Annotated in this window: 22 protein-coding genes; 9 read left to right on the top strand and 13 right to left on the bottom strand. The window is 73.2% G+C overall.

The genetic code is table 11. The features are described from left to right. Positions 1–186, top strand: a 186-nt coding sequence (locus AB0F77_RS09880) for an integrase core domain-containing protein (RefSeq protein WP_361944263.1), incomplete at its 5' end; no start/stop codon positions are given. A 39-nt stretch (positions 187–225) separates the two neighbouring features. Here AB0F77_RS09880 and AB0F77_RS09875 read toward each other — a convergent pair. Beyond that, positions 226–876 carry a TetR/AcrR family transcriptional regulator gene (locus AB0F77_RS09875; RefSeq protein WP_361944260.1) on the bottom strand — a complete coding sequence of 217 codons (651 nt, stop codon included), beginning with the start codon at positions 874–876 and terminating at the stop codon, positions 226–228. 40 nt (positions 877–916) lie between these two features. Here AB0F77_RS09875 and AB0F77_RS09870 point away from each other — a divergent pair, with 40 nt between their 5' ends. Beyond that, positions 917–2,419: an FAD-dependent oxidoreductase gene (locus AB0F77_RS09870; protein ID WP_361944257.1), complete on the top strand. Its 1,503-nt coding sequence runs from the start codon at positions 917–919 to the stop codon at positions 2,417–2,419. A 36-nt stretch (positions 2,420–2,455) separates the two neighbouring features. Here the strand turns inward: AB0F77_RS09870 and leuE are convergent, their stop codons facing one another. Together leuE and AB0F77_RS09860 are read right to left on the bottom strand one after the other, a co-directional pair. Continuing rightward, positions 2,456–3,106 carry a leucine efflux protein LeuE gene (gene leuE / locus AB0F77_RS09865; protein WP_361944254.1) on the bottom strand — a complete coding sequence of 217 codons (651 nt, stop codon included), beginning with the start codon at positions 3,104–3,106 and terminating at the stop codon, positions 2,456–2,458. A 50-nt stretch (positions 3,107–3,156) separates the two neighbouring features. Further along, the gene (locus AB0F77_RS09860) at positions 3,157–4,773 is read right to left on the bottom strand and encodes a methylmalonyl-CoA mutase family protein (RefSeq protein ID WP_361944251.1); all 1,617 of its coding nucleotides are present in this window, start codon (positions 4,771–4,773) and stop codon (positions 3,157–3,159) included. An 83-nt stretch (positions 4,774–4,856) separates the two neighbouring features. Between AB0F77_RS09860 and AB0F77_RS09855 the strand changes: the two genes are divergently transcribed. After that, a complete protein-coding gene (locus AB0F77_RS09855) occupies positions 4,857–5,807 on the top strand; it encodes a L,D-transpeptidase family protein (protein WP_361944248.1) in 951 nt (316 codons plus the stop codon). Positions 5,808–6,010: 203 nt separating this feature from the next. On the opposite strand, the gene AB0F77_RS09850 is transcribed toward AB0F77_RS09855, so the two are convergent. The 7 genes from AB0F77_RS09850 to AB0F77_RS09820 all read right to left on the bottom strand — a co-directional run bounded on the left by AB0F77_RS09850 (position 6,011) and on the right by AB0F77_RS09820 (position 12,274). Beyond that, the gene (locus tag AB0F77_RS09850) at positions 6,011–7,333 is read right to left on the bottom strand and encodes a hypothetical protein (protein WP_361944245.1); all 1,323 of its coding nucleotides are present in this window, start codon (positions 7,331–7,333) and stop codon (positions 6,011–6,013) included. Beyond that, positions 7,333–7,995 carry an RNA polymerase sigma factor gene (locus AB0F77_RS09845; RefSeq protein WP_361944242.1) on the bottom strand — a complete coding sequence of 221 codons (663 nt, stop codon included), beginning with the start codon at positions 7,993–7,995 and terminating at the stop codon, positions 7,333–7,335. Before AB0F77_RS09845 ends, AB0F77_RS09850 begins: the two co-directional genes overlap by 1 nt. Positions 7,996–8,419: 424 nt before the next feature. Beyond that, the gene (locus tag AB0F77_RS09840) at positions 8,420–9,415 is read right to left on the bottom strand and encodes a hypothetical protein (protein WP_361944239.1); all 996 of its coding nucleotides are present in this window, start codon (positions 9,413–9,415) and stop codon (positions 8,420–8,422) included. A 117-nt stretch (positions 9,416–9,532) separates the two neighbouring features. Further along, the gene (locus tag AB0F77_RS09835) at positions 9,533–10,162 is read right to left on the bottom strand and encodes an RNA polymerase sigma factor (RefSeq protein ID WP_361944236.1); all 630 of its coding nucleotides are present in this window, start codon (positions 10,160–10,162) and stop codon (positions 9,533–9,535) included. A 134-nt stretch (positions 10,163–10,296) separates the two neighbouring features. Further along, positions 10,297–10,722, bottom strand: coding sequence for a hypothetical protein (locus AB0F77_RS09830; RefSeq protein WP_361944292.1), 426 nt, complete (start codon positions 10,720–10,722; stop codon positions 10,297–10,299). 233 nt (positions 10,723–10,955) lie between these two features. Next, on the bottom strand, positions 10,956–11,822 hold the full coding sequence (locus AB0F77_RS09825; RefSeq protein ID WP_361944233.1) for a hypothetical protein: 867 nt from the start codon (positions 11,820–11,822) through the stop codon (positions 10,956–10,958). Between the two features lie 56 nt (positions 11,823–11,878). Beyond that, positions 11,879–12,274, bottom strand: a complete 396-nt coding sequence (locus AB0F77_RS09820) for a hypothetical protein (RefSeq protein ID WP_361944289.1) — start codon at positions 12,272–12,274, stop codon at positions 11,879–11,881. Between the two features lie 182 nt (positions 12,275–12,456). Here AB0F77_RS09820 and AB0F77_RS09815 point away from each other — a divergent pair, with 182 nt between their 5' ends. After that, complete coding sequence (locus tag AB0F77_RS09815) at positions 12,457–12,951, top strand: DUF1877 family protein (RefSeq protein ID WP_361944230.1); 495 nt, start codon at positions 12,457–12,459, stop codon at positions 12,949–12,951. 24 nt (positions 12,952–12,975) lie between these two features. Here the strand turns inward: AB0F77_RS09815 and AB0F77_RS09810 are convergent, their stop codons facing one another. The 3 genes from AB0F77_RS09810 to AB0F77_RS09800 form a co-directional block, all read right to left on the bottom strand. Continuing rightward, positions 12,976–13,551, bottom strand: coding sequence for a hypothetical protein (locus AB0F77_RS09810; RefSeq protein WP_361944227.1), 576 nt, complete (start codon positions 13,549–13,551; stop codon positions 12,976–12,978). A 155-nt stretch (positions 13,552–13,706) separates the two neighbouring features. After that, the gene (locus AB0F77_RS09805; RefSeq protein ID WP_361944224.1) at positions 13,707–14,486 is read right to left on the bottom strand and encodes a DUF4328 domain-containing protein; all 780 of its coding nucleotides are present in this window, start codon (positions 14,484–14,486) and stop codon (positions 13,707–13,709) included. A 128-nt stretch (positions 14,487–14,614) separates the two neighbouring features. Continuing rightward, positions 14,615–16,249, bottom strand: coding sequence for a glycoside hydrolase family 20 protein (locus AB0F77_RS09800; RefSeq protein WP_361944221.1), 1,635 nt, complete (start codon positions 16,247–16,249; stop codon positions 14,615–14,617). Between the two features lie 154 nt (positions 16,250–16,403). Between AB0F77_RS09800 and AB0F77_RS09795 the strand changes: the two genes are divergently transcribed. The 5 genes from AB0F77_RS09795 (at position 16,404) to AB0F77_RS09775 (ending at position 20,539) form a co-directional block, all read left to right on the top strand. Next, positions 16,404–16,979: a 2-oxo-4-hydroxy-4-carboxy-5-ureidoimidazoline decarboxylase gene (locus tag AB0F77_RS09795; protein ID WP_361944218.1), complete on the top strand. Its 576-nt coding sequence runs from the start codon at positions 16,404–16,406 to the stop codon at positions 16,977–16,979. A gap of 156 nt (positions 16,980–17,135) precedes the next feature. Beyond that, positions 17,136–17,516 carry a succinate dehydrogenase, cytochrome b556 subunit gene (gene sdhC, locus AB0F77_RS09790; RefSeq protein ID WP_316747612.1) on the top strand — a complete coding sequence of 127 codons (381 nt, stop codon included), beginning with the start codon at positions 17,136–17,138 and terminating at the stop codon, positions 17,514–17,516. A gap of 5 nt (positions 17,517–17,521) precedes the next feature. Further along, positions 17,522–18,004, top strand: a complete 483-nt coding sequence (locus AB0F77_RS09785; protein WP_361944214.1) for a succinate dehydrogenase hydrophobic membrane anchor subunit — start codon at positions 17,522–17,524, stop codon at positions 18,002–18,004. Positions 18,005–18,023: 19 nt separating this feature from the next. Beyond that, positions 18,024–19,778, top strand: a complete 1,755-nt coding sequence (gene sdhA / locus AB0F77_RS09780; protein WP_361944211.1) for a succinate dehydrogenase flavoprotein subunit — start codon at positions 18,024–18,026, stop codon at positions 19,776–19,778. Next, complete coding sequence (locus AB0F77_RS09775; protein WP_361944208.1) at positions 19,778–20,539, top strand: succinate dehydrogenase iron-sulfur subunit; 762 nt, start codon at positions 19,778–19,780, stop codon at positions 20,537–20,539. The genes sdhA and AB0F77_RS09775 overlap by 1 nt, the downstream gene beginning before the upstream one ends. Positions 20,540–20,648 lie beyond the last annotated feature (109 nt).

The following is a 20,648-nucleotide window of genomic DNA, read 5'->3' as shown; positions in this document are numbered from 1 at the left end:
GTCGAACGCTTCAACCGCACCCTGCTCGACGAATGGGCCTACCTGCGGCCCTACACCAGCAACACCGAACGCACCGCAGCCCTGGCAGACTTCCTCCACACCTACAACCACCACCGCTGCCACACCGCACTCGCAGGCCACCCACCCATCAGCCGTGTGAACAACGCTTCAGGTCAATACACCTAGTGCCCCAACAGGCGGCGGGGGCGGCGCGGACCCGTCCGCTCATCCGATGCCGTACCGCGCCTCGATACCCGCGATCACCAGTGCCAGGCCCTCCTCGAAGTGCCGGTCGTAGTCGGTGAAGATCTCCGCGCCCGCCGCCGCCGTCAGCGGGAAGGCGGCCATCGCGCGGGCGCGGTCCTCGATGTCGTAGCCCTCCCGGCGTTCGCCCGGGAGGGGTTCGACGCCCTGTTCCTCGGTGACGAAGCCGAGCGTGTAGAGGTACGCCGTCGTGTTCGCCCGGACGGCCCGGGCAAGGGTGAAGCCCGCCTCGGTGAACTGCCGCAGAGTCCGTTCCATCTCGGCCGCGTGCGGCGTGCCGGTGAAGCGTGAGCCGCTGAAGACCTTGGCGCCGTCGCGGTGTCCGAGCAGCGCGGCGCGCAGTCCGCGATTGGTCAGCAGCAGGCGGTCCTGCCAGGTGGCGGACGGGACGTCCGCGGTCCCGGCCGCCATCCGCCGGTACATCTCCGTCGCCATCTCGTCGAGCAGCGCCTGCTTGTCCTTGAAGTGCCAGTACAGGGCGGGCGCCTTGACGTCCAGCTCCTTGGCGATGGCGCGCAGGGTCAGACCGTCCAGGCCCACCTCGTTCAGCACCCGCAGGGCGGTGTCCGCGACCCGGCGGCGGTCGAGGGGGGCGCGTCGTTCCGTGCTCACGGTTGACAGCTTAACAGCGTTAAGGGCACCCTCGGGGGTGATGGCACTTAACGACGTTAAGGAGATCTCCGTGAACCCGTACGCAACAGACGTCCTCGTCGTCGGCGCCGGACCCACCGGGCTCGCCCTGGGCATCGACCTCGCCCGGCGCGGGGTCGACGCGCTGGTCGTCGAGCGGGCCGACGCGCTCTTCCCCGGCTCGCGCGGCAAGGGCCTCCAGCCGCGCACGATGGAGGTGTTCGACGACCTCGGGGTGCTCGACGCGATCCTCGCGGCCGGCGGCACCTACCCGGTCGCGATGATCTGGCGGGACGGGCGGCGGGCCGGGGAACACCGGATGTTCGACCCGGTGGAGGACCCCGGGCCCGGAACGCCGTACCGCGAGCCCTGGATGGTGCCGCAGTGGCGCACCCAGGAGATCCTGTACGCCCGGCTGACCGAGCTGGGCGGCCGGGTGGACTTCGGCCGCGAGGTCGTGGGCCTTGAGCAGGACGAGGACGGGGTCAGCGTGCGCTTCGCGGCCGGACCCGATGTGCGCGCCGCCCACGTGGTCGCCGCGGACGGCGGACGCTCGGCCGTGCGCCGGGCGCTCGGCATCGGCATGACCGGCGAGACCGTGGACCCCCACCCGGTGCTGGTGGCCGACGTGCGCGTCACGGGCCTGGGCCGGGACTTCTGGCACATGTTCCCAGGGAACGGGGACGGGGACGGGGACGGGAACGGCGGCGGGGCGAAGGGAGAGGGCGGCGAGGGCTTCCTGGCGCTGTGCCCGCTGGCCGGCACGGACGAGTTCCAGCTGGCCGCGCAGTTCCCGGACGGGACCGGGCCCGACCTCTCGCTGGACGGCGTCCGCAAGGTCGTCGCCGCCCGCACGCACCTGGCCCCCGAGGACGTCACCGAGGTGCGCTGGGCCTCGGACTTCCGGCCGCGCGCGGCGCTCGCCGACCGCTTCCGCGAGGGCCGGGTGCTGCTCGCCGGGGACGCGGCGCACGTCCACTCGCCGGCCGGCGGCCAGGGCCTGAACACCAGCGTGCAGGACGCCTACAACCTCGGCTGGAAGCTGGGCGCGGTGCTGCGCGACGGAGCTCCGCCGGCGCTGCTCGACACCTACGAGGAGGAGCGGCGCGGCAACGCCGCCCGGATGCTGGGCCTGTCGACGGGCGTGCACCGCGGCGAGGTGCGGCGCGGCCGGGCCACCCAGCAACTCGACCTGGGCTACCGGGAGTCGACGCTGACGTCGGAGACCCGGCCGGCCGTGACGGGCGTCCGGGCCGGGGACCGGGCGCCCGACGGCACGGTGGACGGCGTGCGCCTCTTCGACGCCTTCCGCGGCCCGCACTGGACGCTGCTCGGCCCCGACGCGCCCGAACTCGGCCCGTGGTCGCGGACGGTGCGGGGCCCGGCCCCCGAACATTACGGGCCGGGTCTGTTCCTGGTCCGTCCGGACGGTTACGTGGGCTGGGCGGGCGCCACCGCGGCCGGTCTCACCGACTACCTCGCCCGTGTCGGAATCGGCAGGTCCGGGCCGGACCGGACCGTCTGAGGGCGGCGCCCGGGAAGGTGGCGGCGCCCGGGAGGGTCACGAACTCGCCAGGGAGAGCTTGACCGCGAAGCCGAGGAACAGGGCGCCCGCCGCCGAGGTCGCCGTCGCCGACAGCCGCTTGCGGCGGCGGAAGGCGGCGGCCAGCCGGGTCCCGCCGAAGATCAGGGCGCTCAGATAGAGCACGCTGGCGACCTGGGCGAAGGCGCCGAGGACGACGAAGGACACCGCCGGGTAGGCGTAGCCCGGGTCGACGAACTGCACGAAGAAGGCGACGAAGAACAGGATGGCCTTCGGGTTGAACAGGCTGACGACCAGGGCCCGGCGGAAGGGCCGCTCGTCGCCGGCCGGGGCGGGGGCGGCGTCCTCGACGGCCCGCTCGCGCCGCGAGCGCCACATCCCGCGGGCGGCCCGCAGCATGCCGACGGCCAGCCAGGTGAGGTAGCCGGCGCCCGCGTACTTCACGATCCCGAAGAGCACCGCGTTCGCCTGGAGCAGTGAGGCGACCCCGGCCGCGGACAGGGTCATCAGGACGGTGTCCCCGCACCACACGCCCGCGGCGGCGGTGTAACCGGTGCGGACGCCGCGGCGGGCGGCGACGGACAGCACGTACAGCGAGTTGGGGCCGGGCAGCAGGACGATCACGACGAGGCCGGCCAGATACGTGGGGAGATCGATGACGCCGAACATGCCAAGGAGTGTCGCACGGGAGTACGACATTCCGGGTTTCGGGCCGGCGGTCAGAACGCGTCCACCGGAACGTACGTCCCCCACACCTCGCGCAGCGCCCCGCACACCTCCCCCACGGTCGCCCGCGCCCGCAGCGCCTCCTCCATCGGGTACAGCACGTTGTCCGTGCCCCCGGCCGCCCGGCGCAGCGCGGCCAGCGCCGCCGCCACCGCGTCCGCGTCGCGCTCGGCGCGCAGCCGCGCCAGCCGCGCGGTCTGCCGCCGCTCGACGGCCGGGTCGACGCGCAGCGGCACGTACGGCTCCGCCCCGTCCGCCCCGTCGGGCTCGCCCGACGCGTCCCGCGTGTCCAGCCGGAAGCGGTTGACGCCGACCACGACCCGGTCGCCCGCCTCGGTCTCCCGGGTGATCCGGTAGGCGTTGCGCTCGATCTCCTCCTTCTGGAAGCCGCGTTCGACGGCCGCGACCGCGCCGCCCAGCTCCTCGATCCGGCGCATCAGCTCCAGCGCGGCGGCCTCCACGTCGTCGGTCATCCGCTCGATCGCGTACGAACCGGCGAAGGGGTCCACCGTCGCCGTGACGTCGGTCTCGTGGGCGAGGACCTGCTGGGTGCGCAGGGCGAGGCGGGCGCTGGTCTCGGTCGGCAGCGCGAGGGCCTCGTCGAAGGCGTTGGTGTGCAGCGACTGGGTGCCGCCGAGGACCGCGGCGAGCGCCTGCACGGCGACCCTGACCAGGTTGACCTCGGGCTGCTGGGCGGTCAGCTGGACCCCCGCGGTCTGGGTGTGGAAGCGCAGCGCCGCCGACCTGGGGTCGCGGGCGCCGAACTCCTCCCGCATCACCCGTGCCCAGATCCGGCGCGCGGCCCGGAACTTGGCGATCTCCTCCAGGAGCGTGCTCCTGGCCACGAAGAAGAAGGACAGCCGGGGCGCGAAGTCGTCGACGTCCATGCCGGCCGCGAGCGCCGTACGGACGTAGGCGACGGCGTCGGCCAGGGTGAACGCGATCTCCTGCACGGGCGAGGCGCCGGCCTCGGCCATGTGGTAGCCCGAGACGGAGATGGTGTTCCAGCGCGGCATCTCGGCCCGGCAGTAGCGGAAGACGTCGGCGACCAGCCGCAGGGAGGGCTCCGGCGGGAAGATGTACGTCCCGCGCGCGATGTACTCCTTCAGCACGTCGTTCTGGATCGTCCCGGTCAACCGGTCGGCGCCGACGCCCTGTTCCTCGGCGACCAGCCGGTACAGCAGGAGCAGCACGGCGGCGGGGGCGTTGATCGTCATGGACGTCGAGACCTCGCCCAGCGGGATGCCGTCGAACAGCGCGCGCATGTCGTCGATCGAGTCGATCGCCACGCCCACCCGGCCGACCTCGCCCCGCGCGAGGGGCGCGTCGGAGTCGTGGCCCATCTGGGTGGGCAGGTCGAAGGCGACGGACAGACCGGTGGTGCCGTGCGCGATCAGCCGCCGGTAGCGGGCGTTGGACTCGGCGGCGGTGCCGAACCCGGCGTACTGGCGCATCGTCCAGGGGCGGCCGGTGTACATCGTCGGGTACACGCCCCGGGTGTAGGGGTACGCGCCCGGTTCGCCCAGTTGTTCGGCCGGGTCCCAGCCGACGAGGTCGTCCGGCCCGTAGACCGGCTCGACCGGCAGTCCCGACTCCGACTCGCGCGTCATGACGGATGCCTCCCGTGCGGACGGTTCCTCCTCCCCACCATGCACCGGAGTTCACCGGCCCTCACGCGGGAACCATCAGGGGCATGGGAATCAGGGGGATCGTCACCGGCGCCCGGCGGCCCGCCGCGCTCGCCCCGGCCGCCTCGCTCGCCGTGCTCGCCGTGGTGTGCGGCTGCACCGTCCAGGTCCCGGACGCCGACGGGAAGCACCGCTCCCCGGTGCACGTGGAGGTGCCCCGGCCGGGCAGGACCGGCGCCACGGGGTCCGGTACGGGTTCCGGGACCGGATCCGACGAGGGGCCCGGCACGGGAGCCGGCGCAGGCGTCGGCCAGGGGTCCGGCTCGGGGTCCGGTGCCGGGCGGAGTGGTGGGACCGCGCCGCCGCCGGCGCCCGTCGTGCCCGCCCCGGTGCTGTGGTCGCGCGGCGACAGCGGCGGCGGGGTGCGGGAGCTCCAGGCCCGGCTGCGCCAGGTCGACTGGCTCCGGGACGGGCCGACCGGGAGCTACGACGACCTCACGGAGGAGGCGGTGCGGGGCTTCCAGGGCAGGCGCGGGCTGCCCCGGACCGGGCGCACGGACACGGTCACCTGGCGGCGGCTGCTCGGGATGACGCACCGGCCGGGCACGTGGGAGCTGTATCTGATGGGCGGTCAGCCGGCCGGGGCGCCCGACCCGCGCTGTCTGACCGGACGGGTGCTGTGCATCGACAAGACCAGCCGCACCCTGCGCTGGATGGTCGACGGGCGCACGCTGTCGACGATGGCGGTCCGCTTCGGCTCGCAGGACACCCCGACGCGCGAAGGTGTGTTCCACATCTACTGGAAGTCACGGCACCATGTGTCAACGCTCTACGACTCCCCGATGCCGTACGCCATGTTCTTCAGCGGCGGCCAGGCGGTGCACTACTCGTACGACTTCGCGGCCCGGGGCTACGCGGGCGGCTCGCACGGCTGTGTGAACGTACGGGACGAGGCGGCGATCGCGGCGCTGTTCGCGCAGGTCCGCGACGGCGACGAGGTCGTCGTCCACCGATGAGGCGCTGCTCGGGAAGGTGCAGGGCGCGGGCGGGACCGGGGGAACGTGTCCCGCCCGCGCCAGGTGCACGAGCCTTGGGTACGGGGGGAACCCCGGCTCAGTGCGACAGCCGATGACCAGTCGGCTCACTCTCTACTGCGTACCGGCCCCCGAAAATGTCACACCCTCCCGGAAAAAACTTCTGTGACGTACGGACGCGCAGGTCAGGAGGGAAGGCCGGGGCGGGCGCCGCGGGCGTGACGGCCGGCGTCGCGACCGGCGTGCCGCGCCTCGTCCCGTCCGCCGCCGTGCCCGTGGCGGTCGGTGCGCCCGTGACGGCCGGTGTGGCCGGTGCCGTCGGCGTGCCCGGGGCGGTCCGAGTGTCCGGAGTGGCCCGCGTGCCCGGAGCGACCCGAGTGTCCGTGGCCGCCGCGGTCGGCGTGCTCCACGTGGCCGTTCACCGGCGCGTCGCGGTCGCTGCGGACGAAGCCGTCCTCGTCGTCGCCCTGGTCGCCCTGGCCGTCCTCGTCACCCTGGTCGCCCTGGCCGTTGCCGTTCCCGTTGCCGTTCCCGTTGTTGTCGCCGGCCTGGCCGTCGCCGTTCTGGGTGCCCTGGTCGTTCTGGTCGCCCTGGGCCTTCTTCGTGCTCGGGCCGCCAGGGACCGTGGTGTTCTTCCCGGCCTTGCCCTTGCCCTTGCCCGCGCCCTTGGCCTTGCCGTTGCCGTTGCCGTGCTCGTCCGGGGTGTCGGCGGGGGCCCTGAGGACGGCCTTGCAGTACTTGCCCACCCGGTTCGGACCGCCCGCCAGCCCCTCCAGGGTGCGCCGCCGGTCGGGGCCGACGGTCCTGCCGTCGCGCAGGTCACGGCAGACGGCGGCCACGCCGGTCCACGGGGCGTCCGGGGAACCGGCCGCGGGGTCGGCGCCCTTGCCCGCGGGGTCCGCGCCGTCCGGGTCGCCCGACGGGGCGTCGTCCGGGGAGGTGTCCGGCGAGGCCGTGCCCCCCGTGCCGCCCCGGGTGGCGTCCGGGGACGGGGAGCCGAGCGGGTCCCCGGGGGTCGCCGGGGACGAGACGGAGGCGGTGGGTCCGGGATCGTCGTGGTGGAACGGCATCGGCAGGACACCGGCCACGGCGGCGACGGCGACCCCGCCGAGCGTGCCCGCGGCCAGCACCGCGGTGAGAGCGAGCCGCAGGGGCCGGGTCCAGCGGGGGCGGCGGGCGGTGCGGTCCGGACGGCCGAGGCGGACCAGGCCGGCGTCGGAGGACCGGGCGGCGGAACCGGAGCGCCGGGCGCCGGGCGCCGTCCGGACTCCGGTCTCGGCACGCTCCCCGGCCGCGGCCTCCCTGGCCTTGCGGAAGGCGGCCAACGCCCCTTCCTCACCGGGGAGTTCGACCTCGGGTCCGGCGGCCTCGACGGAGAGGGAGCCGAGCGCCTTGGCGAGCCGTTCGGCCTGTTCCCGGGCGGCGGCGTCGACGGCTTCGAGCGATTCACCGCGCAGCAGGCGCTCCGCCGTATCCCGGTTGAGCCACTGGTACTGCTCGTCGGCCATCACATGTCCTTCTGCGTCCGCGACGGTGTATGCGTCACAGTGGCGGACGTCACCGCGCGAGGGCGCGGTTCTCGCTGGGGCGGCAGTGCGTCGAGCCGGGCGGCGGATTCCGGATCCTCGCCCAGGAGTTCCGCGAGCCGTTTCAGGCCGCGGTGCGCGGCGGTGCGTACGGCGCCCGGGCGCTTGCCGAGCGTCTCCGCGGCCGTCTTGGCGTCCAGGCCCACGACCACGCGCAGGACGACCGCCTCGGCCTGGTCCTGCGGGAGCCTGGCGATCAGGGCGAGGGTGTGGTCGGTGGCGAGGGCCTCGATGGCCTCGCCCGCGGTGTCGGAGTCGGCGGCCCGTGCGGTGAGTTCCGTTTCGTCGCCGCCTATCGCGGGGCGGCGTCCGCGCATGCGTATGTGGTCCAGCGCGCGGTTGCGGGCGATACGGGCGGCCCAGCCGCGGAAGCGGTCCGCGTCACCGCTGAACCGCTCCAGGTCACGGGCGATCTGGAGCCACGCCTCGGACGCCACGTCCTCGGCGTCCGGGTCGCCGACCAGTGTGCGGACGTAGCCGAGCAACCGCGGATGCACCGCGCGGTACACGGTCCGGAACGCGGTCTCGTCCCCGTCCTGCGCCGCACGCACGGCGGCGGTCAACTCCGCGTCGTCCCCCAGCACCCGTGGTGCCCTTCCTCGCGCCCGAACCGGAGCCGCTCTCGCGGACCGGGTCCTCGCCGTCTCGGTTGCTCGATCGATCGTTGCGGTGGTCATGCGCACGTCGCGTCTCGACGCGAAAGGCACGTTACGGCGTGAAAGCGATGGTCGTCCATGACGGTAGAAGATGCAACTGACTCGTGACGCGGAGGGGGACGCGGAGGGGTGTGACAGAAAACGCGCACGCGGCGCTGTAGGAAGTACGGGCCGCCGCGCGGCCCGTGCCGCGCGACGGCCGGGGCCTCTCCTGTGGGGGGTGGCGGCCCCGGCCGTTGCCTCGGCGGAGGACGACGCGACCGCGGGGCCGGTACGGCAGCGGTGCGCGGCGGACCTGACCCACGACGGATGAACACCCGGCCCGCCACGGGCCGTTCCCGGGCGCCGCGGACTACTGATCCGCCTCGGCGCCGGGAGCGTTGCTCGGCCCGGCACCCTTGCCCGCGCTCCCGCCCGCGTTCTGCCCGGCCCCTTCGTCGAGGCCCTGGCCCGCACCCTGACCCGCGACCTGTCCGTCGCCCTGCGCGCCTACGGCACCGGTGTCCCCCCCGCCCTCGCCCGGGGCGCCGCCCGCGGTGCCGGCCTGGCCGTTGCCCGCGCCGTTCCCCGTGGCGCCGTTCTGCGCACCGTCCTGGCCGTTGTTCCCGGCCTCGTCCTGGCCCCGGCCCGGTGTGCCGCTCCGGTCGTCCGCGCCGGTGCCGTCCTGGCCTTCGCCCTGCTCGCCCCGCTCGTCGGCGCGGGCCTCCTGGGCGGCGCAGTACGCGGCGACGCGGTCCGTGCCCCCGGCCGCCGCGACGAGCCGCTGCCAGGCCGTCGCGTCCAGCGCCTTGCCGTGCGCCTCGACCTGCTCGTACGCCCGGCAGTGCGCCAGGGTGTCCTGGGCGGTGCCGGGTCGGCCCGACGGCGCGGCGGCACCGGCGGTGGAGCCGCCGGACGGGGTGCCGGGAGCGCTCGTCGCCGGGGGTGTGCCGGGCCGTTCCCCCGGGGCGCCGTCCGACGAGGACCGGCCCGTGCCGATCGCCGCGAAGGCGACGCCGCCCAGGGTGAGGCTCGCGAGGACCACGGAGAGCGTAGCCCGCACCGAGAGCCGGGCCCGGCGCGCGCGCCGGGGCCGCCAGTCGTCCCGCCGCCGGGTCCGCGCCGGGCGGCCGCCGCCCGCGGCGTGGGCGGCCCGGAACGCGGCGAGGACCCGCTGCTCGGCGTCGGCGTCGATGGTGACGGTGCGCAGGGCCGCGGCGAACCGGGCCTCCAGGCCGGGTATGGCCGCGTCGCCCTCGGCGACCGCCCACGAACCGGCGTCCGGCGGGGACGAGGGCCCGGAACCGCGCCCGCCGGGGTGCACGTGCGGACGGCCGGGCAGCCCGCCGTCGCTCTGCCGTTCACCCATGTCGGTACCCGTCCCTGTCCGATCCGTCCGTCACTCGCCCGTCCGGCACGCGGGTGTCACCCGGCGTCCCGGCTCCGCCGGCCCTCGCCGTTCCATACGGTTCGCGGCCGTGACCGTTCATTTCGACTCCCCCAGCGTCCGGGGGCCGTCATCCGTCACACCTTCGTCCGTGTCCGGGACGCCCAGCTGGCGCGCGAGCCGCTTCAGCCCCCGGTACGCGGCGGTGCGCACCGCACCGGGGCGCTTGCCGAGGACCCGCGCCGCGGCCGGCCCGTCCAGGCCGACCACGACCCGCAGCAGCACCGCCTCCGCCTGGTCGCGCGGCAGCTCCCGCACGAGCGCGAGGGCGCGCTCGGTGGACATGGACTCCAGGGCCTGGTCGTGGGTGCTGTGCGGTCCCGGCAGGTCGAGCACGTCCTGTTCGAGGGCCGTGCCCCGGGGCCGTACCCGCTGTCTGCGCAGGTGGTCCAGCGCCCGGTGGCGGGCGATGGTCGCCGTCCAGCCGCGGAATCCGGCGCCGTCGCCCTTGAACCGCCCGAGGTCCCGGGCGATCTCCAGCCAGGCGTCCGACGCCACGTCCTCCGCGTCGTCGCCGACGAGGCCGCGCAGATAGCCGAGAAGCCCGGGCTGCACGATGCGGTAGGCCACCGCGAAGGCGGCCTCGTCACCGTCCTGCGCCCGCTCGACGGCCGTGCCCAGTTGCCCGTCGTGAGCCTGACCGCGGCGGGGTTCCCCTCCCTGGCCCAAGAACCGTCCCCGTCCGTACCGAGCCCGCGCCCCCGATCGGGCCCGTGTTCGTGCTCGCAGCGAATCCGCACTGCGGACACGGCATCCCGTGTCCCGTGCTCCCAGGGAGATCAGCGTCCCGGCCCACAGAAGTGTCACAGTCCCCCGCGTTCCCGGGACTGCCGCGGGCCGACGACCGTACGGCGGGCCCGGCCGTGCAGGGTCAGGTAGAAGAGCTGGAGGGACTCCTCGGGGGCGCCCGACCGGAAGCGGTTGCCGACCCTACCGAGCGGGTTCCACAGCCGGCCGTCCGGCAGGCGCACGCCGACCGGCTGTCCGAAGCGGTCGCGCTGCTCGGCGTCGAGGTCCACCCACACCGCCCCGGCGCGGCGGACCAGCACCTCGCCGACGTACGCGCCGAGGCCGAGCAGCGGCTCCCGCACCCGTTCCGGGTCGGCGCCGCCCTTGCGCAGTCCGTCGATCAGGAAGTCCACCAGGCGCAGGCTGCGCACGGAGTAGTCGAGCGGCAGCCGGTTGCGGGCGGTGACCCGCGCGACGAAGCCCGCGGCGCACACCCGCATCCCGTCCGCGTCCACGGCACCCACTCCCTCCACCCGCCCGGGAAAGCACGATCCGCCCCCCGCTCTCCCAGCGCACCGCCCCCCGGGAACATCACGTCCCACAAAAGCGCCAAGCACCACACACCGAGTCCGGGCGACGACAATCCACCCAGTACCGGGGCGAACACCCAGACGATCCCACCCACCACCGGCACGGGGTGCCCAAGCAGCCCACTGACCGCCGGAGGCGGGCGTCAGCGGATGTCCAGTACCGGGCGGTGGCGTACGTCGTCGCGGCAGGTGAAGACGCGTAGCTCGCCGTGGCGGCCCACGTCCGTGCCCGTGGGTTCGTGGGCCGTTGCCAGGGGGCCGGGGTCCAGGGTGCGGTCCTCGGCCGGCCACCAGCGGTCTCCGTCGCCGTCCCACTCGCTGCTGTCCACCTTGAGGAGCAGGTCGACGCTCTCGGAGCAGTCGGGGCAGTAGAGGTCGCGCACGTCCGCGGCGTGCCAGTCCGGCCAGCCGCCGACCTTCCAGCCGCGGGCCACGGAGAGGCCGCCGCGGTAGTGCAGCCCGCGCTCCCGGTCCACCGCGAGGAGCCGCCGCGCCAGGTCGCCGGGGAGTTCACCGGCGTCGGGGAACTCGACGACCCGCTCGGGGGAGATCCGGCAGGGCCGCACCTCATACGACCCGTTGAGCGGCCGCACCCCGCGGAAACGATCCTCCAGCGGCTCCCGGCCCCCCTTCGCCGAGTCCAGCCAGACCAGTTCCACCGCCGGCCCCGCGAAGTCCGAGTCGGCGTACTCGATGTAGTGCTCGTTCGGGCACCAGTAGACCTGGAGCAGGTCGCACCCCGCCGGGTACGGGATCTCGGGCAGGTCGTCGCGGAAGAACTGCGCCACCGACACCATCGGGCGCGGCAGCCGCCCGTCCGGGTCCATGGGGTGCTCCTCGCACACGGGCCGCCCGCTCCCCGCGACCCTCAGCATCGGCCCCCCGACGTGGCTGTCCCGGTGGTGGGGGTCGCCGGGCCGCGGATGCAGCCGTACGGTCGTCCTGCGCCACACGAACAGTTCGGGGACGATCTGCGCGATGTCCACCGCGGGGGCGGGCGTCGTGTACACGAACCTCTGGTCCTTCCAGGACGGCGCCGTGCCCAGGCACGGCGCACCCACACCGGTCACTGCTCCGCGGCCGCGTTCGCGTCGCGGCACAGCAGCCGCAGCGAACCGTGCCCGCCGAAACAGCGCCGCGCCTCGTCGATGGGGTCCCACAGCCGCCCGTCGGGGGTGCGCACCCAGTGGTCGCCGCCGCTCGCCCACCACTCGGCGCCGGTCTGACGGACGATCACCTCGCCCGCGTACGCCCCGAATCCGCGCAGCGCGTGCTCGACGGCGGCCGCCGGCGCCCCGTCCCGGCGTATCTCGTCGATCATCCGGTCGACGCGCCACAGGCTCTGCGCCGAGTAGTCGAGCCGCATCCGCGCGCCCTCGCGCATCGTCGCCACCGCGTCCGCCGCCCAGCGCACCGGCTTGACCGCGGCTTGTGGCCGGGTGCTCTCCTGCTGGGTCGTCACATACTGAGCAGTCACACTCCATAGAGCGAGGTCACCGGAGTTTTCGTCACCCTCGCGGGGCGGTGTGCCGGCAACCGGCGCAGGACCGCCCCACGACGCCCCCACAACAGTCACAGCGGTCCCAGGATTCACACGAGTGCGCCGCGAGTGACGTCCGGGCCGCCGCGTGCGCTCCTCCAGTGATGAACATGTACTTCCACCTGCGCGCGGTGCCGCCCCCGGCCCTGCGCAACAGCGCGAACTGGATGCGACGGCTGTTCGAGGACGACTCGGAGGCGGTGCGGCTGCGGGTCCGCGGCCACCGCGAGGGGGTGCTGGACCGGCGCTACCTCGACCACGACCTCCTCTACGCGGGTGTTCCCCCGCACGGCGCGGTGGACGGCCCCCGCACCGACGTGGTCCTCGGCGGCCGGCCCGTGTTCCCGGCCGATCCGGACCGGCCGCCGTTCCTGACGCTCACGGCGGAGGAGGTGGACCGGGTCGCCGGGTATCTCGCGTCGGCCGACTTCGAGGTGCTGTGGGCTCTGGCCCGCGAGACGCTGCTGCCGGGGCGGGACGAGGACGGCGCGGAGTCCGGGACGCGCGCCGCCTTCGAGTCGGCGCACCGGGACCTGACGGCGTTCTACGGACAGTCGGCACGGCACGGGGACGCGGTCGTGAAGTGGCTGGTGCTGTGAGACCCGTACGGTCCGGCAAGGGTGTCAGACCCGCCCCCGGGCCCGGCGGGAGACGACGGCCCGCAGCACCCGGCGGCCCTCGGTCGACACGTCCAGGGCCCGGCGCAGGCCCACCGGGCCGTGCTCGGCGAGCAGTTCGAGGACGGTGATCTGGCGGCGCAGTTCGGCGGCGACCAGCGGCGACATGCCGTCGGTGCGGCCCGCGCGGCGCGCGGCGAGCGGCTCGTGGTCGCCCGCGGTGTCGTCGGCGGGTTCGAGCAGGCGGTGGACGCGGAGCGCGGCGACCGAGCAGGCGTCGGCCCAGGCGCGCAGGCCGGCGCCCGTGGGTTCGTCCGGGGCGGCGTCCAGCATGCGCCGGGCGAGGAAGCCGGCCTCGTCCTCCTGCGCCCCGTCGCCCTCGCCGTCCGATGCGCCGAGCGCGGCGCGTGCCTCGGCCAGGCCCTCGCCCCAGTCGCCGCCCGTCTCCGTGAGGCTCCTCCACAGCGGTCGCAGGATCTCGTCGTCGCCGCCGAGCAGCGGTACACAGCGATCCAGACAAGCCAGCCCGCTGGCGGCCAGTCCGCGGTCGTCGGCCCCGGCGATCAGTTCCACCAGGCTCATCCACGCCTCCCTCGCCAGGGCGCCGACCTTTGCGGAGCCCGCACTTCCCCTTACTGCGTGCGGCACCCCGCGAGTGTCACAGGAGACACCCGCCGGACGGCCCGCGGACGGGAGGAGGTGCTTTTCGGCCACCCGGTGACAGTGGGCGCGGGCGGTCAGGGCGCCGTGGGGGCCGGGTCCGTGGGCAGCGGGCCCGCGAGGGCCTTGAGGTGCTGCATGCGGGTCAGGCGGACCACGACGAGGATCGCGAGGACGGCGGCCACGATGTCGACCGCGTCGGCGAAGAGCATCTGGCGGGCCGAGTCGTGCAGATCGGTCGGCGACTCGGCCTCCTGCCCCTGGGAGTAGGCGGCGCGGCTGGTGACGAGCGACACCAGCCACAGCGTCCACCAGACGTTGATCAGCGCGTGCGAACGCGGTGGTCCCCAGGGGCTGCTGGCGTCCCAGATGTCGAGGGTGATGCGGCGCGGGTACCAGAAGTTCACGACGGGGGTGAACCAGGCGCCGATCGCCCAGCCGCGCCGCTTGGCGTGTCCGAACGGCGCGAAGACCTCGGCGTTGACCCGCACCCGGTGGAACCAGCACAGGAACACGACCGCGCTCGCGATCAGCACGGTGAGCTGCGCGAGGCCCGCCAGGCCGTAGAGGGTGTCCGCGTCGTCGGCCCGCTCGCGGATGCCCGGTCCGTACGTCCCGTCCGCGAGGTCGCCCGCGACGTCGAGCATCGTGAGGTCCGCCCAGACCGCGAACAGGTCGACGGCGACGACCAGTCCCAGCACCCAGGCCGCGGCCCGGCCGAGCCCGACCGGCGAGCGCAGCCACGCGGCCGGCGGCGCGGCGAACGGCGGCGCGGGCGGTGGCGGGGCGACGGCGCACTGCGCGCACAGCGTTGCGCCCGGCACGGCGGCGAAGTGCTGACAGCGGGCACAGAGCACGGCGGGTCCTCCCCCATGGACGCGGCGACGAGTGCCTGCGCCCGCCCTCCCCGAGCCGCGCGCACGGCCTCCGGAACATACGGTTCGCCGCGCCCGCGCGTCCACCGGGAATCCGGCCTACGAACGGCTCATCCCAGCCGGTCCGCCAGCTTCTGGAACTCGGCCCAGGACAGCGCCGGGCTGCCGGGGTCCCACAGCTTCTGGACGGTCGCCCGCAGCGGCATCCGGATGCCCGCGGCCACCTGGTCCTCCGTCTGGGAGTTCGCGAGGTCGCACCACACGGCGAAGGACCCGCCGAGGATCTGCCCGTCGTAGCGCTCGGGCACGGCGGCGGTGCCGCGCAGCACTCGCGGTGTCCACTTCTCGTAGATCCGCCGGCCGGTGGGGTACACGAAGTCGTTGGGCTCGCCGAGCACGTAGTACAGGAACTCGTCGTTGTAGTTGAGGACCTTGCGTCCCGCGCTCAGGTACTCCACCGGCTCCCGCGCGCCGAACTCCTTGCCCGTCCAGTAGGCGACCTCCAGGTCCTTGGCGGGCTGCACCGAGGAGCTGCGGAAGAAGCCGTCGTTCCAGACGCGCATGGTGCGGTCGTGGGTGCGCACGGTGTCGGCGCGGTCGTTGAGCCAGCCGGTCGTCAGGTCGGCGACGTTCCCGCCGGCGCCGTACGCCTCCCGGGCCGCGGCGGCCAGCTGCGGGTAGGACGCCTGCGGGTCGGAGACCGTCAGGGCCTGGTACTCGTCGCCGCCGAGGTTCCAGTAGCCGCCGGAGAACAGCCCGGCGTACTCGTCGAGGAGTTCGTCGACGATCGCGGCGGAGGCGTCCTTCGAGATGTCGACGGCCCCGCGGGTGGCGACGCCCTGGGCGTTGCGCAGCTGGAGGTCCGGGTGGGCGGCGATGACCGCGCCGAGGTGGCCCGGCGAGTCGATCTCGGGCACGACCTGGATGTGCCGGCTCGCGGCGAGGTCCACGATCCGCTTGACCTGCGCCTTGGTGAGGTGGTCCTTGGAGACGATCTCGGGGTGGGTGGTGGACTCGATGCGGAAGCCCTGGTCGTCGGAGAAGTGCAGCCCCAGTTCGTTGAACTTCAGGTCGCCCAGCTCCCGCACCCGGTCCTCGATCCAGGTCTCGGAGAACGGCTTGCGCGCGATGTCCAGCATGAACCCGCGGCGCGGCTTGGCCGGCTGGTCGCGCACGACGCCCTCCGGTGCCGTGCCGCCGCCGTGGACCTCCTGCTTGAGGGTGCGGGTGCCGTAGAAGACGCCCGCGTCGGCGGGCCCGCTGATGTTGACCCGCCCGCCGCGCACGGTCATCGTGTACGACTCCGGGTTCGCGCCCTCGTCCCCGTTGAGCGCGAGCCGTACGTCCCCGGCGCGCACGTCGTCCTTCTCGCCCGCGTACGTCAGCCCCAGCTCACCGGCGATCAGCCGGCCCTCGTCGGCCAGCTCGGGGTCGCCGACCACGACGCGCTCCGCGTGCGCGGGCCGCCAGCCGGGGCCGCGGGCCGGTGTGTGGGAGCGCACGGCGGGGATCGTGCGCGGTGCCTGGGACAGGGGATAGCTGCGGGAGGGCGACGGGCTGGACGCGGCGGCCGAGGTGTCGCCGACGGTCTGCCGGCCGGCCCCGTCGGGTGCTCCGTCGCTGCTCGACGAGACCCAGAAACCTATGCCGACGCCCAGGGCGACCGTGCCCGCGACGGCGGCGGCCGTCACCGCCCGCCTCCGTCCCTCCTGCTGCGCCGACACGCGGCGTCTGTGCTGGCTCACTCAGCCAACCTACGGCCAAAGGCGACGTCGCGCGTCCACAGGCCGTTCTCAAACTCTCCCGTCAGAGTGAAATTCGGGCATCTGTCGGACACACAGTGACCACTCTCGATAACGTGACGCCACATATCTCACAGCATCCCCTGCCATCCCACACGTGACGCGAGGACCCACGCTGCCTGCGCACCGTCATCCGTACTCCTCCGGACGAGTGGCCGTACCGGCACTCCCCGGGCAGACCCGCACCCTTCTCCAGGAGTTCAACACCGCGCCGGCCGACGAGGTCCACGCCACCCTGCTGACCTGCCTGCACAGCGACCGCTGGGCCCACCGCCTCGCGGCCCACCGCCCCTATCCCGACCTGGACGCCCTCCTCGCGGCGGCGGACGAGGCGACGTACGACCTGGCGCCGGAGGACCTCGCGGGAGCGCTGGCGACGGAGTCGCTGCCGCCCCTGCCCGCCGGCACGTACTCGGCGGCCCATACGGCCCTGAGCGCGGCCCACGCGGCCTACGAGGCCCGATTCGGACACACGTTCGTCATCTATCTGGGCGACGCTCCGGCCGGGGAATCGCTGGATCGGGTGCTGGAGGGCATCCGCTCCCGGCTGGCGAACGACCCCGACGACGAACGGGTGGTCACGGCCGAGGAGCTGCGACGTCTGGCGAAGCACCGGCTGCTGACCCGCCTCGGGGGCGCGGGGGCACCCCCGGTGCGCCGGCCGCCCGGCTAGCCCGTACGGTGCCAGTTTGATCACATAACCAGGGCCCCCCGGCTGAGCGCCTCGGGCACGTGGCTACGATGCTGGGGGCCGGTGGACCGTACCCGGCCGGGCCCGACCGACACCGAGCCGGCGCGGCCCTAGTCCCCGCTCCCGGAGGGTTCTTCCGTGCCGGCTGGAACGCTGTACCGCGGCCGGGAAGGAATGTGGTCCTGGGTGGCTCATCGAGTCACCGGCGTCCTCATCTTCTTCTTCCTGTTCGTTCACGTGCTGGACACCGCTCTCGTGCGTGTCTCCCCCGAGGACTACGACAAGGTCGTAGCCACCTACAAGACCCCGATCGTCGCGCTCCTCGAGTACGGCCTCGTCGCCGCCATCCTCTTCCACGCGCTCAACGGCCTGCGTGTCATCGCCGTCGACTTCTGGTCGAAGGGCCCGCGTTACCAGAAGCAGATGCTGTGGAGCGTGGTCGTGGTCTGGGTCGTCCTGATGGCCGGAGCGATCTACCCGGTCCTCGGTCACGCCGCTCGTGTCCTGTTCGGGAGCTGAGGCAGATGTCCACGACTGAAACCACCGCGTCCGGGATCGGCCCCGTCGAGGGTCCCGGGCTGTACGACGCCGACAACCCCGCCCCGCTCATCGAGGCACCGCGCCAACGCACCAAGAAGACCCCGAGGACCACCCGGGGCAACTTCGAGATGTACGGCTGGCTGTTCATGCGCCTGTCGGGCGTCGTGCTGGTCGTCCTGGTCCTCGGCCACCTGCTGATCCAGCTGGTCCTGGACGGCGGCGTCTCCAAGATCGGCTTCGCCTTTGTGGCCGGCCGCTGGGCGTCGCCCTTCTGGCAGGTGTGGGACCTGCTGATGCTGTGGCTCGCGATGCTGCACGGCGCCAACGGCCTGCGCACGGTCGTCAACGACTACGCGGAGCGCGCGAACACCCGGCTGTGGCTGAAGGGCCTGCTCTACACCGCCACGGTGTTCACCATCCTGCTGGGCACGCTGGTGATCTTCACCTTCGACCCGAACATCCGCTAGGCACGGGGCTGCGAGAATCATGAAGATCCACAAGTACGACACCGTCATCGTCGGCGCCGGCGGCGCGGGCATGCGCGCGGCCATCGAGTCCACGAAGCGCAGCCGCACCGCGGTCCTGACCAAGCTCTACCCCACGCGTTCCCACACGGGCGCCGCGCAGGGCGGCATGGCCGCCGCGCTCGCCAACGTGGAAGAGGACAACTGGGAGTGGCACACCTTCGACACGGTCAAGGGCGGTGACTACCTGGTCGACCAGGACGCCGCCGAGATCCTGGCGAAGGAGGCCATCGACTCCGTCCTCGACCTGGAGAAGATGGGCCTGCCGTTCAACCGCACCCCGGACGGCACCATCGACCAGCGCCGGTTCGGCGGTCACTCCCGCAACCACGGCGAGGCCCCGGTCCGCCGTTCCTGCTACGCGGCCGACCGCACCGGCCACATGATCCTCCAGACGCTGTACCAGAACTGCGTCAAGGAGGGCGTGGAGTTCTTCAACGAGTTCTACGTCCTCGACCAGCTGATCACCGAGGTCGACGGCGTCAAGAAGTCGGCCGGTGTCGTGGCGTACGAGCTGGCGACCGGCGAACTGCACGTCTTCCAGGCGAAGGCCGTGATCTACGCGTCCGGCGGCTGCGGCAAGTTCTTCAAGGTGACGTCCAACGCGCACACCCTGACCGGTGACGGCCAGGCCGCGGTCTACCGCCGCGGACTGCCGCTGGAGGACATGGAGTTCTTCCAGTTCCACCCGACCGGTATCTGGCGCATGGGCATCCTGCTCACCGAGGGCGCCCGCGGTGAGGGCGGCATCCTGCGCAACAAGGACGGCGAGCGCTTCATGGAGAAGTACGCGCCCGTCATGAAGGACCTGGCGTCCCGCGACGTCGTGTCCCGCTCCATCTACACGGAGATCCGTGAGGGCCGCGGCTGCGGTCCTGAGGGCGACCACGTCTACCTCGACCTCACGCACCTGCCGCCGGAGCAGTTGGACGCGAAGCTCCCGGACATCACCGAGTTCGCGCGCACCTACCTGGGCATCGAGCCGTACACGGACCCCATCCCGATCCAGCCCACGGCCCACTACGCGATGGGCGGCATCCCGACCAACGTCGAGGGCGAGGTCCTGTCGGACAACACCACCGTCGTCCCGGGCCTGTACGCGGCGGGCGAGGTCGCCTGCGTGTCCGTGCACGGCGCCAACCGCCTCGGCACCAACTCGCTGCTGGACATCAACGTGTTCGGCCGCCGGGCGGGCATCGCGGCCGCGGAGTACTCCCAGAAGGCCGAGTTCGTCGAACTGCCGGAGGAGCCCGCCTCGTTGGTGGTGGAGCAGTTGGAGCGGCTGCGCGCCTCCACGGGCACCGAGCGGGTCGCGGTGCTGCGCCGTGAGCTCCAGGAGACCATGGACGCGAACGTCATGGTGTTCCGCACCGAGCAGACGATCAAGACGGCCGTCGAGAAGATCGCCGAGCTGCGCGAGCGCTACAAGAACGTGGCGATCCAGGACAAGGGCAAGCGGTTCAACACCGACCTGCTGGAGGCCGTCGAGCTGGGCAACCTGCTCGACCTGGCCGAGGTCATGGCCGTCTCCGCGCTGGCCCGCAAGGAGTCCCGCGGCGGTCACTACCGCGAGGACTACCCGAACCGCGACGACGTCAACTTCATGCGCCACACCATGGCGTACCGCGAGGTGGGCGACGACGGCGCCGAGTCCATCCGTCTCGATTACAAGCCGGTCGTTCAGACCCGCTACCAGCCGATGGAGCGTAAGTACTGATGGCAACCCCTGTTCTGGACAAGGTGGAGGCCGAGTCCGCCGCGTCTCCGTACATCACCGTCACCTTCCGGATCCGCCGCTTCAACCCGGAGGTCTCGGCCGAGGCGACGTGGGAAGACTTCCAGCTGGAGATCGACCCCAAGGAGCGGGTCCTCGACGGACTCCACAAGATCAAGTGGGACCTGGACGGGACGCTGACGTTCCGCCGCTCCTGCGCGCACGGCATCTGCGGTTCGGACGCCATGCGGATCAACGGCAGGAACCGGCTCGCCTGCAAGACCCTGATCAAGGACATCAACCCCGAGAAGCCGATCACGGTCGAGCCCATAAAGGGCCTGACGGTGCTGAAGGACCTCGTGGTCGACATGGACCCGTTCTTCCAGGCGTACCGGGACGTCATGCCGTTCCTGGTCACGAAGGACACCAACGAGCCGACGCGGGAGCGCCTCCAGTCCGCGGAGGACCGGGCGCGTTTCGACGACACCACCAAGTGCATCCTCTGCGCGGCGTGCACGTCGTCCTGCCCGGTGTTCTGGAACGACGGCCAGTACTTCGGCCCGGCGGCCATCGTCAACGCCCACCGCTTCATCTTCGACAGCCGTGACGAGGCGGGCGAGCAGCGCCTGGAGATCCTCAACGACCGGGACGGCGTGTGGCGTTGCCGCACCACGTTCAACTGCACGGACGCCTGCCCGCGTGGCATCGAGGTCACCAAGGCGATCCAGGAGGTCAAGCGCGCCCTGATCACCCGCCGCTTCTGACCGACCCCGCACCGCCGAGGGGCCGTTCCACCCACCGAGGGGGAACGGCCCCTCGCCGCCGCCGGTCCACGCTCCCGTCGGCGTCGGCCGGATACGTCCAGGTCGCCGT

This window comes from Streptomyces sp. NPDC026672 (assembly GCF_040638185.1).
Taxonomy (GTDB): domain Bacteria; phylum Actinomycetota; class Actinomycetes; order Streptomycetales; family Streptomycetaceae; genus Streptomyces.
The sequence above is the reverse complement of the archived record's forward strand: the minus strand, read 5'-3'. Positions and strand labels throughout refer to the sequence as shown.

Excerpts from the sequence above, each read along its gene's own strand:
- AB0F77_RS09785 (WP_361944214.1), top strand. The coding sequence starts at position 17,522 with ATGTCCACGACTGAAACCACCGCGTCCGGGATCGGCCCCGTCGAGGGT.
- sdhA (WP_361944211.1), top strand. The coding sequence starts at position 18,024 with ATGAAGATCCACAAGTACGACACCGTCATCGTCGGCGCCGGCGGCGCG.
- AB0F77_RS09815 (WP_361944230.1), top strand. The coding sequence starts at position 12,457 with ATGAACATGTACTTCCACCTGCGCGCGGTGCCGCCCCCGGCCCTGCGC.
- AB0F77_RS09840 (WP_361944239.1), bottom strand. The coding sequence starts at position 9,415 with ATGGGTGAACGGCAGAGCGACGGCGGGCTGCCCGGCCGTCCGCACGTG.
- AB0F77_RS09830 (WP_361944292.1), bottom strand. The coding sequence starts at position 10,722 with ATGCGGGTGTGCGCCGCGGGCTTCGTCGCGCGGGTCACCGCCCGCAAC.
- leuE (WP_361944254.1), bottom strand. The coding sequence starts at position 3,106 with ATGTTCGGCGTCATCGATCTCCCCACGTATCTGGCCGGCCTCGTCGTG.
- AB0F77_RS09870 (WP_361944257.1), top strand. The coding sequence starts at position 917 with ATGGCACTTAACGACGTTAAGGAGATCTCCGTGAACCCGTACGCAACA.
- AB0F77_RS09810 (WP_361944227.1), bottom strand. The coding sequence starts at position 13,551 with ATGAGCCTGGTGGAACTGATCGCCGGGGCCGACGACCGCGGACTGGCC.
- AB0F77_RS09850 (WP_361944245.1), bottom strand. The coding sequence starts at position 7,333 with ATGGCCGACGAGCAGTACCAGTGGCTCAACCGGGATACGGCGGAGCGC.
- AB0F77_RS09775 (WP_361944208.1), top strand. The coding sequence starts at position 19,778 with ATGGCAACCCCTGTTCTGGACAAGGTGGAGGCCGAGTCCGCCGCGTCT.
- AB0F77_RS09860 (WP_361944251.1), bottom strand. The coding sequence starts at position 4,773 with ATGACGCGCGAGTCGGAGTCGGGACTGCCGGTCGAGCCGGTCTACGGG.
- AB0F77_RS09855 (WP_361944248.1), top strand. The coding sequence starts at position 4,857 with ATGGGAATCAGGGGGATCGTCACCGGCGCCCGGCGGCCCGCCGCGCTC.